Raw genomic sequence first — 14935 nt, forward strand, 5'->3', positions numbered from 1 at the left:
ATTGACCTCCTGCCGTAAAGCATTTCCGCGCCGGGCCCGAAATCAAAATTCACCGCCCGCCGCGCCCGGCAGTTTAGCGATTTAAACTGTCGTCTCGGTTCAAATTATAGCAGTGTCCAGCCGCCGCCGCAAGAGGAAGATCGCCCGGCCGGGGCCTATTTTTCGCTGTATCACGTTAAATTATAGGGGGAGAATGTTGAATAACCTCTTTCCAGAGCGCGGGAACCTGTGGTATAATAGCCGCACAACGGCTATGATACTTTAATCATCTGAGTCTTTTTTCACCCCTGACGGTCCGGCCAGCCGTTTTCCCGCCCTCTTCCCGTTTGGGCCTGTATCGGGGAGATGTGTACCATATGCCGCAAGGCGCGGCGGAAGGGAACTGCCATGCGAAAAAATAAGCTGTCCCGTCTGCTGGAACCTGGATTTCAGCTCTACTTTACCTTTCTGGTGCTGTTTGCCCTGGCCTCCGCCTTTTTCAACCCATACCTGGGCGGGGCAGAGGGGATAATTGTGGTGGCGCTGTACCTCTACTACCGCCGGAGCAACGCCCTGCGCCAGAGGGAGATCCTCAAGTATATCGACAACATTACCTGCAACATGGATGTAGCCACCAAGGACACCATGATCAACGCGCCCCTGCCCATGGTGATCTTCCGGCCGGAGAGCGACGAGGTGATCTGGTCCAACGACCGGTTCCTCCGGCTGACGGGGGAGCGGGAGCATCTCTTTGACACCAAGCTGTCCGCGGTGGTGCCCGGGTTCTCCTCCCGCTGGCTGATGGAGGGAAAGACGGACTGCCCCACCGAGGTGGAGCTGGGGGGGCGGAAGTTTCTGGTCTTCGGCCACCTGGTGCGCACCGACGAGCGGGGGGCACACAGCTTCCTGGCCACCACCTACTGGGTGGATATCACCGACTATTCCGGCGTGCGGGAGGAATTCTATCAGTCCCGGCCGGTGTGCGCCATCCTCACCCTGGACAACTATGAGGAGCTGATGAAAGGGGTCAGCGAGGCGGAAAAGTCCTCCATTCTCAATAATATCGACGAGAAGATCGACAGCTGGGCCTCCCCCGCCGGCGGCCTGCTGTGCCACTACGACCGGGACCGGTACCTCCTTCTCTTTGAAGAGCGGTTCCTCCCCCGGCTCCAGGAGGGGAAATTCGCCGTGCTGGACGCGGTGCGCTCTGTCCACAACCCCAAGGGGATGCAGGCCACCCTGTCCATCGGCATGGGCCGGGACGCGGACTCCTTCCAGGACCTGTTCCAGTATGCCGCCCTGTCGGTGGAAATGGCCCTGTCCCGGGGGGGCGACCAAGTGGTCATCAAGAACAAGTTCAACTTCGAGTTCTTCGGCGGCCACGCCAAGGAGCTGGAGAAGCGCACCAAGGTCAAGAGCCGGGTGATGTCCAACGCCCTGGGGGAGCTGGTGGCCGACGCCTCCCGCGTGTTCGTCATGGGCCACAAATTCCCTGACTTTGACTGCATCGGCGCGGCGGCGGGGGTATGCGCCATTGCCCGGAAAAAAGGCACCCCCGTCTACTTCATCAAGGACTCCAGCCCCAACCCGGCCAGCGGCGTAGTCAGCCGGCTGTCCGCCCTGCCGGAATATCAGAACGTGTTTCTCTCCACCCAGGACGCCATGATCAAGGCGGACTCCCAGTCTCTGCTGGTGGTGGTGGACACCAACCGGCCGGAGCAGACCATGAGCGAGGATTTGCTTCTCTCCTGCAACCGGGTGGCCGTGATTGACCACCACCGCCGGGCGGCCACCTATATTGCCGACGCCGCCCTCAACTTCCACGAGCCCTACGCCTCCTCCGCCAGCGAGCTGGTAACGGAGCTGCTTCAGTACCTGCTGGAACCCGCGGATCTGCTCCGGGCGGAGGCGGAGGCCCTGCTCGCCGGCATTGTGCTGGACACCAAGCAGTTCACCATGCGCACCGGCAGCCGCACCTTTGAGGCGGCCTCCTTCCTGCGCCGGGCGGGGGCGGACACCGGCGACGTGCGCCGCCTCTTCCAAAACGACCTGGAGAGCACCATCGCCCGGTACGAGATCATCCGCACCGCCAACATCTACCGGGACGGCGTGGCGGTGGCCAAGGTGAACCACACGGTAGACCGGGTGGTCTCCGCCCAGGCGGCGGACGAGCTGCTGAATATCTTCGGCGTCACCGCCTCCTTTACCATCTTCCCCGACGGGGATCGGGTGATTATTTCCGGGCGGTCCGCGGGGGAGACGAATGTTCAGCTCATTCTGGAAAAGCTGGGCGGCGGGGGCAACGCCAACGCCGCGGGCGGACAGATTCCAGGCAATCTGGATCAGGTGACCCGGGATCTGCTGCGGGCCATTGATCAGTATTTTGAGGAGGAGTAGCGGGGACGCCCCGCGGGGGGCTTGTGCTCGCCGCACGGGCCGCCTGCGCGGCGGGCGCCAGGACCCTTTCCCGAAAGGGCCCTGGACCCAAAGGGCTCAAGGGGGGATGCCCCCCCTTGAGAATCCCCCATACGACAGGCCCACCCGGCGCACCGCGCCGGATGACTGCCATGCCGTCGTGTCAGTCTGGCAGGTAACGCGATTCCAGCGTAAAGTCTCCAGCCAGACCAAGTCAAATGTGCCGGGCCTCCCTGGTCGGCCCGGGGGGAGGGCAGGCAGGGAACTTGCCCCCGGGCCGGCCAGGGAGGCCCGGCACTTCTATTGTAACGTAAGCACAAGACCCCAGCTGGGGCCGCGTTGACCGGCAGATTATCAGAACGCTGAGGCAGTGGCGGCGGCGCGGTGCGCCGCCTGGACCCCCCGCGCTGGGGGTGTCCAGAGGGGGTCCTCCCCCCTCTGGCCCTTTGGGTCCAGGGCCCTTTCGGGAAAGGGCCCTGGCGCCCGCTGCGTAAGCGGTCCGCCCGGCGAGGGCAATCCCCCCGGGTGTAACCCCGAAACCGGGTTTACACAATTTTTTCCATAGAGAACACTACCCACAGAAAGGAACGATACCCATGAAAGTAATTTTACAGCAGGACGTAAAGGGCCAGGGCAAGAAGGGCCAGCTGATTGAGGCCAGCGACGGCTACGCCCGTAACTTCCTCCTGCCCAAGAAGCTGGCGGTGGAGGCCACCGCGGAGAATGTGAACAAGATGAAGATGCAGGACAAGGCCCGCAAGGCCCAGGAGGCCGCGGAGAAGGCGGAGGCCGAGGCCGTCGCCGCCCGGCTGAAGGACATTACGGTAAAGATTCTGGCCAAGGCGGGCAACGGCGGGCGGCTCTTCGGCGCGGTGACCAGCAAGGAGATCTCCGACGCTTTGAGCGAGCAGTTCCAGATCACCATTCCCAAGGCCAAGATCGTCCAGGAGGAGCCCATCAAGGCGTTTGGCGGCTACGAGCTCAAGTGCAAGCTGGGCTATGAGGTCACCGGTACGCTGAAGGTCATGGTGGCCGAGGAATAAAAGACACAGGGGGAATACGCTGTGGATGAAAGCCTTTTGATCCGTCAGATGCCCCACTCGGTGGAGGCGGAGCAGAGCGTGCTGGGGGCTATGCTCATTGATTCCCGGTGCGTGCCGGAGGTCATTGAGGCGCTGAAGGCAGAGGATTTTTACCTCCAGCAGAACCGGGAGATCTATGAGACCATCTACTCCATGTTCAACTTCTCCCTGACCATCGACCCGGTGACTGTCCTGGACCATATGCGCCAGAACGGGGTGTTTCACGAGAACACCTCCCATAACTACATCCTCCAGCTGATGGAGATCACCCCAACGGCGGCCAATATCAAGGAGTACGTGGCCATTGTAAAGGACCGCGCCCTGCTGCGGCGGATTGCGGAGACCGCCGGGGCTCTCACCGCCATGGTGCAGGAGGGCACCGGCACCGCTCAGGACGTGCTGGAGGCGGCAGAGCAGCGCATTTACGCCATCCGTCAGGGCCGTGCCGCCCAGGGGCTGGAGCACATCTCCAGCGTGATTTTAAACGTATACGACCGTCTGGCGGAGCTGGCCGCCAGCGACTCCATGGTGCCGGGGCTGTCCACCGGCCTGCCGGATGTGGACATGGCCATCTCCGGCCTGAACCGGTCGGATCTGATTCTGCTGGCCGCCCGGCCAGGTATGGGCAAGACCTCCTTCGCTTTAAATATGCTCCTCCACGCGGGGAAGTTCTCCGGCAAGACGGTGGTCTTCTTCTCTCTGGAGATGAGCCGGGAGCAGCTGGCCATGCGCCTGATCTCCGGGGAGTCCTTTGTGGACAATAAAAAGCTGGTGACCGGCCGCTTGGGGGAGGATGATTGGCAGCGCATTGCCGCGGCCTCCGCCGCCCTGAACAAGACCCAGATTCTCATTGATGACAATCCCTCCCTCAGCGTGGCGGACATGAACGCCAAGTGCCGCCGGGTGGATAATCTGGGACTGGTAGTCATAGACTATCTCCAGCTGATGACCTCCGCCGGGGGCAAGATACGCCAGGGGGAGAACCGGCAGCAGATTGTTTCCGACATCTCCCGGGCGCTGAAGATTATGGCCAAGGAGCTTAACGTGCCGGTGGTGTGCCTGTCCCAGCTGTCCCGGGGGCCGGAGAGCCGGTCCGACAAGCGGCCCATGCTCTCCGACCTGCGGGAGTCCGGCGCCATTGAGCAGGACGCGGACATCGTCATGTTCCTCTACCGGGAGGATTACTACAACGAAGACAGCGAAAACCACAATCTGGCGGAGTGCATCATCGCCAAAAACCGGCACGGCGAGACCAAGACCGTGGAGCTTCAGTGGCTCCCCGAGTATACCACCTTCTCCTCACTGGACCGCCGCCATACAGAGTAGGTTTTGACGCTGAGAACTGAAAGGAGATGGGCGGAGTGCAGGAGCGGAGCGCCGCGCTGGCGGCACAGTACGGCATGCTGCCCCCGGGGGCAAGGGTGCTGTGCGCCGTGTCTGGCGGGGCGGACTCGGTGTGCTTGCTCCACCTGCTGAAAAAATGGGCGGAGACAGGCGCTTTTTCCCTGTACTGCGCCCACTATGACCACCAGCTCCGGGGTGAATTGTCCACATCGGACGGCGCCTTTGTGGAAAACTTGTGCGAAATGTGGAAAATTCCTTTTATATGGGGGAGCGGCGACGTGGCCGGGGCGGCGAAGGCCGCCCGCCGGGGGATTGAGGAGACCGCCCGGGCAATGCGGTATGCGTTCCTTGAGGAGACAGCGGAAACATTGGGCTGCGACCGGATCGCCACGGCCCACAACGCCGACGACAACGCGGAAACCATTTTGCTTCATCTGGTCCGCGGGACGGGGCTGCGGGGACTGACCGGCATCCCGCCCCGGCGGGGGAAGATTGTGCGCCCGCTGCTGGCCGTGACCCGGCGGGAGATTGAAGACTATCTGGACCGGAACGGCATTTCTCACGTGGAGGACGCCTCCAATCAGGACCCGTCCTACGCCCGCAACTACCTCCGGCTGGAGATCATGCCCCGGCTGCGCCGGCTGAACCCCCGGCTGGCCCAGCGCATGGGGGAGAGCGCCCAATCGCTGCGGCTGGATCTGGCTTACTTGGAGGACCAGGCGGAGGCGGTCTGCCAGAAGGCGGAGCCGCTGGGGAGGGGGCTGTCCATCCCCGCCCATGCCATCGCCGCCCTGCCTGACCCCGTGGCCTGCCGGGCGGTGGAGCGGCTTCTGGCCCAACTGGGGGGGGCGGCGGGCTGTACCGCCGCCCATCTAAAGGCTGTCACGGCCCTGTGCCGGGCGGAGGGCAGTCCCTCCGGGACGGTCTGTCTGCCCCAGGGCCTGCGGGCCAAGCGCATCTACGGGGGGCTGTATCTGGGTGAATTCACCGACGCCCTGCCCCGGCTGGCCCCGCTCCCCCTGTGTCTGGACGGGGAGACCGCCCCCCCAGGCAGCTTTTGGCGGATCCTCTGCCGCCCGGTGCTCTGTCCCGCCGGCGCCGTCCACACCAGGGACCATTTCTATCTGCCGGCACAGGGGGACGGCCCGCCGGTGGTCCGCGCCCGGCAGACAGGGGACTATCTGCGCCTCCCCTGGCGCCCCGGCAAGTCCCTCAAGAAGCTGATGATAGAGGCCAAGCTCCCCCGCTGGACCCGGGATCTCATTCCCGTTGTGGCGGACCGGCGGGGGGTGCTGGCCGCCGCGGAATTCGGCCCCCAGGCGGACCGGCTGGCCCGGCCCGGGCAGCCCGCCCTTGAGCTGCGCTTCCTCCGGCAGGAAACCATGGAGACGGCGGTGGAGCGGATGCGGGGGCGGGTGGAATGCTGACGGCGCGATTTCGTCAACAGACACACAACGGCCCCGTTCAGGGCCAGGAAAGGATGGGCGTAACATGCTGCATCAGGATATAGAACGAATTTTGTTTTCCGAAGAGGAGCTGAAGGCCCGGGTGGCGGAGCTGGGCGCTCAGATTGACCGGGACTACGCAAATCAGACCCCGCTGTTGATCAGCGTCCTGCGTGGATCCTTCATTTTTATGGCCGATCTGGTGCGCAGCATTACCCGGCCCTGCACGGTGGACTTCATGGCGGTGTCCTCCTACGGCAGCGGCACCACCAGCTCCGGCCAGGTGAAGATCGTCAAGGACCTGTCCGAGCAGATTGAGGGGCGGGATATCATCGTGGTGGAGGATATTCTGGACAGCGGCAATACCCTGTCCTACCTGTTCCAGCTCCTCCAGGCCCGGCACCCCGCCTCCATCCGGCTGTGTACCCTGCTGGATAAGCCGGAGCGGCGCACCAAGCCCGTGGCGGCGCAGTACGTAGGCTTCACCATCCCCGACGCCTTCGTGGTGGGGTACGGCCTGGACTACGACGAGAAATACCGCAACCTGCCCTGCATCGGCATACTCAAGCCCTGTGTCTACGGGGGCGAGTAAACACCCGGATTCAGAACCTGTATTCACGGTTGTGAATACAGGTTCCCATAGCCCCGGCAGTCCAGCGGCCCCGGCTGTGAATCCAGACGCTGAATATAGATTTTTAACAGTATAAACAAGCGGCCCCCCCGGGGGTACGCGGGGGGAGTGTCCGTTTCTTGAACAAGAGAGCAAGCCTGCGCGACATAGGTTTTTCATTACTGGCCGTACTCATTTTGCTGCTGGCCATCTTTACCCTGCGGGGGCTGGACAGCCCGCCGCCCCTGACCTATGGGGACATCCGCCAGATTCTGGTGCAGCAGCGGGCGTCGGAGGTGGTGGTGAAAGGGAACCGGCTGACCCTCACCCTGCGGGACGAGCAGGCGTACGGCTCCAAGACCATTACCTACGACCTGCCCAGCTTTGAGATCTTTTACGAGGAGTTCAACGACATGCTGGTCAGCCAGAAGGCGGCGGGCCTGCTGACCTACGACTACCCGGCGGTCTTCCAAAAGCCCTGGTGGTTTGACGTGCTGGCCTGGGTGGGCGTATTCGGCGTGTTCGCCGTGCTGTGGTACGTCATGTTCCTGCGCCAGAGCGGCGGCGCCGGCGGCGGGGGCGGCGGCGCAGACCGCACCGCCCGGTTTGGCCGGGCCCGCACCCGCACCGTGGAAGATCAGACCAAAAAGGTCACCTTCGCCGACGTGGCCGGGGCCAAGGAGGAGAAGGGCGAGCTGCGGGAGATCGTGGAATTCCTGCAAAATCCCAAGCGGTTTTTGGCCCTGGGGGCCCGCATTCCCAAAGGGGTGCTGCTGGTGGGCCCGCCGGGCACGGGCAAGACGCTGCTGGCCAAGGCGGTGGCGGGAGAGGCCGGGGTCCACTTCCTGTCCATCTCCGGCTCCGACTTTGTGGAGCTGTACGTGGGCGTGGGCGCCTCCCGGGTGCGCGACCTCTTTGACCAGGCCAAGAAGAACGCCCCCGCCGTGGTTTTCATCGACGAGATCGACGCCGTGGGCCGCCAGAGAGGGGCCGGCCTGGGGGGCGGACACGACGAGCGGGAGCAGACCCTCAACCAGCTTCTTGTGGAGATGGACGGCTTTGGCAGCAACGAGGGGGTTGTGGTCCTGGCCGCCACCAACCGGCAGGACATTCTGGACCCCGCCCTGCTGCGGCCCGGCCGGTTTGACCGGCAGGTCTACGTGGGTCCCCCGGACAGCAGAGGCCGGGAGGAGATCCTCCGGGTCCACGCCCGGAACAAGCCCCTGGCGGAGGACGTGGACCTGGAAGAACTGGCCAGGGGCACCGGCGGCTTTACCGGAGCGGATCTGGAAAACCTGATGAACGAGGCGGCTCTGCTGGCCGCCCGGCGGCATGAGCGGTTTATCCACATGGCGGACCTGCGGGAGGCGGTCATCAAGGTGGTGGCCGGTCCGGAGAAAAAGAGCCGGGTGGTCATTGAGCGCGAGCGCAGGCTCACCGCCTACCACGAGGCGGGCCACGCCATTGTCATCCACGAGCTGGAAACCCAGGATCCCGTCCACCAGATCACCATTATTCCCCGGGGCATGGCGGGGGGCATGACCATCTCCCTGCCCAAGGAGGACGTGTCCTTCCAGTCCCGGCAGGCGCTGATGGAGCGCATCGCGGTGTGTCTGGGGGGACGGTGCGCCGAGGCCATGGCTCTGGGGGACATCTCCACCGGCGCGGGGAACGACCTGCAAAAGGCCACCGCCATTGCCCGGAACATGGTGGTGCGCTACGGCATGAGTGAGCAGCTGGGCAACGTGGTCTTCGACTCCGGCCACGACGAGGTATTTATTGGCCGGTCCATGGCCCAGACCAAGAATTATTCCGAAAAGGTGGCCGCCCTCATTGACGCGGAGGTCAAGGCGCTCATCGACCAGGGCTACGCCCGGTGCGAGGCCATCCTCAGCGGCCGGCGGGAGGAGCTGGAGCGCACCGCCCAGTACCTGCTGGCCTATGAGAATATGGACGCGGCCACTTTCGAGCTGGTCTTCACCGGCCAGCCTCTGCCGCCCCCCAGCCAGCCCTCCGCCCCATCGGTATTCACCATGGACGACGGCGTAGAGGTTATGCCTGGCTTTGACGACAGCGGCGAGGAGGAGGAAGAGGAATAACCCCCGCCCTCAAAACACAAAAAAGCGCCTGTCCAGACGGTTCCGTCTGGACAGGCGCTTTTTTATCTGAAAAAATCACTGGATGCCGGGGATCTGGGGGAGCTGGGACAGGCTTTGGGCCAGCGCCTCGTCGGTGGGGATAAAGTCCCCCATGGCGCCGCTGTTGAAGTTGGCGTAGGCGGTCATATCGAAGTAGCCGGTGCCGGTGAGGCCGAAGAGGATGGTCTTGGCCTCGCCGCGCTCCTTGCACTTGAGTGCCTCGTCAATGGCGCAGCGGATGGCGTGGGCGGACTCGGGGGCGGGGAGGATGGTCTCCTGCTTGGCGAAGAGTACCGCCGCTTCAAAGACCTTGGTCTGCTCTGCGGTGACCGCCTTCATATAGCCGTCGTGGTACAGCTTGGACAGGATGGGGGACATGCCGTGGTAGCGCAGGCCGCCGGCGTGGCTGGCGGAGGGCATGAACTGACTGCCCAGGGTGTACATCCGGGCCAGGGGGGTGATCTTTCCGGTGTCACAGAAGTCGTAGGCGTATTTGCCCCGGGTGAGAGAGGGGCAGGAGGCGGGCTCTACGGCGATGATCTCCGGATTTGCCTTTCCGGTGAGCTTATCCCGCATAAAGGGCGCGATAAGGCCCCCCAGGTTGGAGCCGCCCCCGGCGCAGCCGATGACGGTATCGGGGTACTCGTCAATGAGTTCCAGCGCGGCGGCGCTCTCCAGGCCGATGACGCTCTGGTGGAGCACCACCTGGCTGAGCACCGAGCCCAGCACATACCGGTACCCCTGGGTGGACACCGCTTTCTCCACCGCCTCAGAGATGGCGCAGCCCAGGCTGCCGGAGGTGTCTGGATTGGCGGCCAGAATGGCCCGGCCGGCGCTGGTGGTGCTGCTGGGGCTGGGGATGACCTGGGCGCCGAAGGTCTCAATGACCGACTTGCGGAAGGGCTTCTGCTCATAGGAGCACTTGACCATGTACACCGTCAGGGGCAGGCCGAAGAAGGAACAGGCCTCCGCCAGGGCGGTGCCCCACTGGCCCGCGCCGGTCTCGGTGGTCAGGCCCTTGAGCCCCTGGGCCTTGGCATAGTACGCCTGGGCCGCGGCGGAGTTGAGCTTGTGGGACCCGGAGGTATTGTTGCCCTCGAACTTATAGTAGATCTTGGCGGGCGTGTCCAGATATTTTTCCAGGTTGTAGGCCCGGATCAGGGGGGAGGGGCGGTACATCCTGTAAAACTCCAGCACCGGCTCGGGGATGTCGAAAAAAGGGGTGCTGTCATCCAGCTCCTGCTTGGCCAGCCCGGTACAGAACACCGGCTCCAGATCCGCCAGGGTGACGGGCTTGCCCGTGCCGGGATTGAGCAGGGGATCGGGCTTCTCCTTCATATCCGCCCGGAGGTTATACCACTGCCGGGGGATGCGGTCTTCCGGCAGATAGATGCGGTGAGGTACTTGTTTCATGGGAAACGCTCCTTTCCAAATAAAAAAGCCCCTGTCCCAGCGGACAGGTTCTGTCCGCCGGGACAAGAGCTCAAATCACTCCTGCGGTGCCACCCGGTTTGGCGCGGCTGCGCCCACTCGACCGTATGCCAACACATACGCTCCCGGATAACGGGGGGAGAAGCCCGACAGGTACTACTGGCCGCACAAATATAATACAGCCCTTCGCCCCGCCCTCGCGAGTCCATTCGGCAATCCGCCTGCCTGCCGCGCTCCCACCTGTCCGCGGCTCTCTGTGAGGTGGCCTGTCTGCCTACTGCTCTCGGTCAACGGTTTTCTTTCGCTTTAGTATAGTACGTTGATAAAGAAAACGCAACTGTGACTTCTGATAAATCACGCCTTATGTTCCATGTCATTTTTGTTGAAAAGAGAGACATCTTGTGGTCTGCCGGCTGTCTCCGCTCCGCCTATGCGTAAAAAAACCGGGTCCGCCCAAAGATTTAAAACTCTTGTAACACCTTTTCGTTTCTTTCTTAACATCTCCAGATTATTATAATACCTGCAAGAGACAGTTTCTTTTCATTTCATTGTATCCTCTTTCCTAAGGCAGAGACCGGACGTCAGGAGCAGGCGTCCGGTCTCTGCCTGTTTTTTGTGCAAGCGCCTCTCCCCAGGCTGAGGCGCTGTTCTATTTCCTCCGGTTGACGAAGTCCACCTCGATCTTGCCGCCGCAGACCATACCCAGCTCCGCCGCCGCGTGGGAGAGGTCGTAGAGCCTGTGGTCCTTCTGCACGCCCTGCTTCATCATGGCCAGGGCGTCCAGCTTGGCCTGGTACTCCACCGCGCCGCCGCCGATGGTGCCCAGGCAGGCGCCGTCGGGCCGAACCAGCATCCACGCGCCCTTTCCCCGGGGGGCGGAGCCGCTCTTGCGGGTGATGGTACACAGCACGCCGGGCTCCTGCTCCGGCGGGGGGGCCACCCCGGGGCCCTTCCTGGCCCGCTCCTGGATGATCTCCCCCAAAATGGACACGGCGATCTCCGCCGGGGTCTGGGCCCCAATCTGAAGGCCCACGGGGGTGTGGACCCCCGCCAGCACCGCGGAGCTGTACCCCTGCTCCCGCATGGTCTTCATCACCGCCGCCACCTTGATTTTGCTGCCGATCATCCCCACATAGGCGTAGTCCCCCTGGAGCACCCGGGCCAGACAGGCCCCGTCAAAGGCGTGGCCCCGGGTGAGGATGACGAAGAAGTCGTCCGCCCGGCTGCCCACCAGGTCCAGGGCCTGCATAAAGGGCATACACAGCACCTGGGACGCCATGGGGAAGCGGTTCTGGTTGGCGAACTCCTCCCGGTCGTCGATGACCACGATCTCAAACTCCAGGCGGCTGGCCATGTAGGCCACCTCCAGGGACACGTGTCCACCGCCGCATAAAATCAGCCGTTCCATGTTCTTCTCTCCTTTTATCTGGTCCCGTTCCGCCGGGCCTGGAACCGGAGCAGCGCCTCCAGCACGCCGCCGCCGATGGACCGGGCTTTGTCCGAGATGGTAAAGCAGTGGTTGTACTCGCACCGGGGGTCGATGTCCCCGGACTTCATCCCCTCCGTGACGGCGAGGCCGTCGGGGAGCATCCCCCGCACGATCCCCGGCATCAGGGCGTAGACCGGCTGGCCGTCCACCGTGGCCACCACGTCCCCCTCCGCCACCGTGTCGCCGATTTGGGCCACGGGATGGAAGATCCCGTCCCGGCAGGCCCGGATAATCCGCTGGGTGCTGTATCCCCCGATGTCCCCAGGCACGCCGGTGTCGGGAATGGCGCTCCCCTCCTCAATCACCCGGCCCAGGTAGTGGCCCCGCTTGGTCTCAATGACCGCGTGGCAGTCCACCCCGGCGGTAAAGCCCGGCCCCAGGGCCAGGACAATGGGGGCGTCGTCGATTTTTGTGTTGAGGTTGCGCTTTGCCAGAATGCCGTCCACCTCTGCGTCAAAGGGCAGCTGGGCGCGAATTTGGGCCGGGGGGTCCACCAGCACGGGGATCTCCCCCCGGGTGAGGCAGTCCTTTGCCTGCTGCGCCGTCTCCACCCGCCGGGCGGTGATGCCCTCCACCACGGCGGTCCCATCGTAGACGCACTGGCAGAAGGCCACCGTCCGCCGTACCGCCGTGGGCTGGGCGATATCCGTCATCACCACATCCATCCCCGCCCGGTGCAGCCGGGCCGCTACGCCGGAGGCCAAATCCCCCGCGCCTTTAATTAAAACCAGCATAATCCGCCTCGCTCCTTCTCTGTGTAGTGCTTTACAATGGAATCGATCCCCAGCCCGGCCAGCGCTTTTTGGATCTCCGCTCCCCGGCGGGCCAGGTCCGGGCCGTCCGCCTTGTTCAGAACGCACCGGTAGGCCATATGCGGCGCCACCTGCTTGCGTCCACCCAGGGGGCTGGAGAGAATGTGCAGCATGTCCTCCTCCGTCACCAACGCCTCCATGGGCTTGTCCAGAAAGGCGGCCACCCGCTCCGGCCGGTGACAGGCGGCGGCGATGGGCTTGTCCAGGGCGTCCAGCCCCGCCACGGCGATGACCGCGTCGCTCTCCGGCGGGATCACCGGCTCATGATCCGCCGGGATTTTCAGAGGCATCAGCCGGGCGCCGTCCGCCTCGATGAGAACCACTCCCGCCGCCTGTTTGCATACCCCAATCTCCCCCGTGCCGCACAGCTTGTCCGCCCGGCCCAGGGTGCCCAGGGTGATCACCCCGTGCTCCGCCAGACAGGCGCGCAGATGATCCGGATCCGGGTTGTCGGTGAGGAAGAGGCCAGGGTGGGGCATGATGTGGGTGGAGGTGGTGACAATCACCCGCCGCCCGCCGTCCGCCGCCTCCCGGGCCAGGGCGTACATGGTGCTGCTCTTCCCCCCGCCCCCCACCAGGGCCACCGCCCGGTGGACATCCATATTCAGGCGCAGCGCTCCCCAAAGGCCCATAACATTCCCTATCCTTCCAGCAGAATTTTAATGCCGATGCCGATCAGAACCAGCCCGCCCGCCAGACCCGCCTGCCGCTGGACCGCCCCGCCCAGCCGCCGGCCCAAAATCCCGCCCGCCGCGGAGAGGGCAAAGGCCACGGCCCCGATGATCCCGGCGGCGGTCAGGATGTCCGTCCCCAGAAAGGCCATAGACACCCCCACTGCCAGCGCATCGATACTGGTGGCCAGGGCCAGCAGGGTCAGCCGCCTCCAGGTCAGCCCGGCGGGGAGGCTGGCCTGGGCTTCCTCAGACCGGCTCTCCCACACCATCCGCCCGCCGATGAGGGCCAGCAGGCCAAAGGCGATCCAGTGGTCCACCGCCTGGATACAGGCGCTCACCGTGCTGCCCAGCCGCCACCCCGCCAGGGGCATCAGAAACTGGAAGGCGCCGAAAAACATCCCCAGCTTCACCCCGTCCCGCCATCCAAAGCCAGGCGTTGAAATGCCGCTGGATACCGAAACCGCAAAGGCGTCCATCGCCAGACTGAATGCAATCAGAATCAGCTCAATCAAGTCCCAAACCTCCGTCTCCCTGTTGTGCCGCTTGTTCGGCGTGTTCTCTCAGGTACGGCCCGCCTGGGGCGCTTCAGTCCTTATATCTCTATATATCGTCCCTATATTATAGCAGATTTCCCCCGGGTATGCCAACGGTTTCTGTTTTTTGCCGCTATTTTGTAGAACCGCTCTATTTTTGCTTGCCCCAGGCCCCCGGATGCGGTATGCTTTATATAGTGGAAGCACTCGAGAATGGAAAGATAGCAGGTGTCGCCCGTGGAATTCGACCATGAGAACTATATGCGTCAGGCCCTGGAATTAGCCCGCCAGGCGATGGAGGAGGGGGAGGTCCCCGTGGGCTGCGTGGTGGTGTGGGAAGACGGCCGGGTGGTGGGCCAGGGCCGCAACCACCGCGAGAGGGGCAGGGACGCCCTGGCCCACGCCGAGCTGGAGGCCATCCGCCAGGCCAACCAGACCCTGGGGGGGTGGCGGCTGCACAAGGCCGCGCTCTACGTCACGCTGGAGCCCTGCCCCATGTGCGCCGGGGGCATCATCAACGCCCGCATCCCCCAGGTGTGGTACGGGGCGGCGGACCCAAAGGCGGGGTGCTGCGGCTCGGTGCTGGATCTCTTCGCCCAGCCCTTCAACCACCGGCCCCAGGTGCGGGGCGGCCTGCTGGAGGAGGAGTGTACCGCCCTGCTGCGCGCCTTCTTCCGCAGCCTGCGCCAGCGCCGCCAGGCCCGGACCCCTTAGAAATCCGGAGAATTCAGACTCCTGTAACAAATTCACTTTCTTTGTTTACATTTCTTCGGTAACATAGTATCTGCAAGGGCAAGTTTCTTCATTTCATTCTTACTCCTCCAATTTTTAGAGAACAGGGACCGCCGGAAGGCGGTCCCTGTTCTCGTCCGGAGAAAGCAGATCTCAGAACTTTTTGAAGGTCTGAGATCTGGTCACAGCCTGCGTCCGCTATGATTCGCCGCGTTCACCCTGCCGCCGTTTGCAGCGGCGGGCTTTGCAGA

Annotated in this window: 12 protein-coding genes; 7 read left to right on the forward strand and 5 right to left on the reverse strand. The window is 63.8% G+C overall.

Annotated elements, in window-relative coordinates; genetic code table 11:
• The first annotated feature begins 387 nt into the window (after positions 1-387).
• The 6 genes from D1159_RS00930 (at position 388) to ftsH (ending at position 8974) form a co-directional block, all read left to right on the forward strand.
• Entirely contained in the window at positions 388-2376 is a 1989-nt protein-coding gene (locus D1159_RS00930) for a DHH family phosphoesterase (protein ID WP_161843819.1), read from the forward strand.
• A 614-nt stretch (positions 2377-2990) separates the two neighbouring features.
• On the forward strand, positions 2991-3437 hold the full coding sequence (rplI, locus tag D1159_RS00935; RefSeq protein WP_161843820.1) for a 50S ribosomal protein L9: 447 nt from the start codon (positions 2991-2993) through the stop codon (positions 3435-3437).
• Positions 3438-3485: 48 nt separating this feature from the next.
• On the forward strand, positions 3486-4802 hold the full coding sequence (gene dnaB, locus D1159_RS00940; RefSeq protein ID WP_161843869.1) for a replicative DNA helicase: 1317 nt from the start codon (positions 3486-3488) through the stop codon (positions 4800-4802).
• 35 nt (positions 4803-4837) lie between these two features.
• Positions 4838-6247, forward strand: a complete 1410-nt coding sequence (gene tilS, locus D1159_RS19945; RefSeq protein WP_347563612.1) for a tRNA lysidine(34) synthetase TilS — start codon at positions 4838-4840, stop codon at positions 6245-6247.
• Positions 6248-6311: 64 nt separating this feature from the next.
• Entirely contained in the window at positions 6312-6857 is a 546-nt protein-coding gene (gene hpt, locus D1159_RS00950) for a hypoxanthine phosphoribosyltransferase (RefSeq protein WP_161843822.1), read from the forward strand.
• Positions 6858-7015: 158 nt separating this feature from the next.
• Entirely contained in the window at positions 7016-8974 is a 1959-nt protein-coding gene (ftsH, locus tag D1159_RS00955) for an ATP-dependent zinc metalloprotease FtsH (RefSeq protein ID WP_202620879.1), read from the forward strand.
• 75 nt (positions 8975-9049) lie between these two features.
• On the opposite strand, the gene D1159_RS00960 is transcribed toward ftsH, so the two are convergent.
• From D1159_RS00960 to D1159_RS00980, 5 genes are all read right to left on the reverse strand, one after another.
• Complete coding sequence (locus tag D1159_RS00960) at positions 9050-10426, reverse strand: TrpB-like pyridoxal phosphate-dependent enzyme (RefSeq protein ID WP_161843823.1); 1377 nt, start codon at positions 10424-10426, stop codon at positions 9050-9052.
• Positions 10427-11093: 667 nt separating this feature from the next.
• On the reverse strand, positions 11094-11852 hold the full coding sequence (locus D1159_RS00965) for an XdhC/CoxI family protein (protein ID WP_161843824.1): 759 nt from the start codon (positions 11850-11852) through the stop codon (positions 11094-11096).
• A gap of 14 nt (positions 11853-11866) precedes the next feature.
• Entirely contained in the window at positions 11867-12667 is an 801-nt protein-coding gene (yqeB, locus tag D1159_RS00970) for a selenium-dependent molybdenum cofactor biosynthesis protein YqeB (protein ID WP_161843825.1), read from the reverse strand.
• Positions 12655-13377, reverse strand: coding sequence for a selenium cofactor biosynthesis protein YqeC (gene yqeC / locus D1159_RS00975; RefSeq protein WP_161843826.1), 723 nt, complete (start codon positions 13375-13377; stop codon positions 12655-12657). Before yqeC ends, yqeB begins: the two co-directional genes overlap by 13 nt.
• An 8-nt stretch (positions 13378-13385) precedes the next feature.
• Positions 13386-13931, reverse strand: coding sequence for a manganese efflux pump MntP family protein (locus tag D1159_RS00980; RefSeq protein WP_347563613.1), 546 nt, complete (start codon positions 13929-13931; stop codon positions 13386-13388).
• Positions 13932-14189: 258 nt separating this feature from the next.
• Between D1159_RS00980 and tadA the strand changes: the two genes are divergently transcribed.
• Positions 14190-14666 carry a tRNA adenosine(34) deaminase TadA gene (tadA, locus tag D1159_RS00985; RefSeq protein ID WP_347563614.1) on the forward strand — a complete coding sequence of 159 codons (477 nt, stop codon included), beginning with the start codon at positions 14190-14192 and terminating at the stop codon, positions 14664-14666.
• The last annotated feature ends 269 nt before the right edge of the window (positions 14667-14935 follow it).

It is taken from the genome of Pseudoflavonifractor sp. 524-17 (assembly GCF_009935845.1).
In the GTDB taxonomy this organism is placed as follows: Bacteria; Bacillota; Clostridia; order Oscillospirales; family Oscillospiraceae; genus Pseudoflavonifractor_A.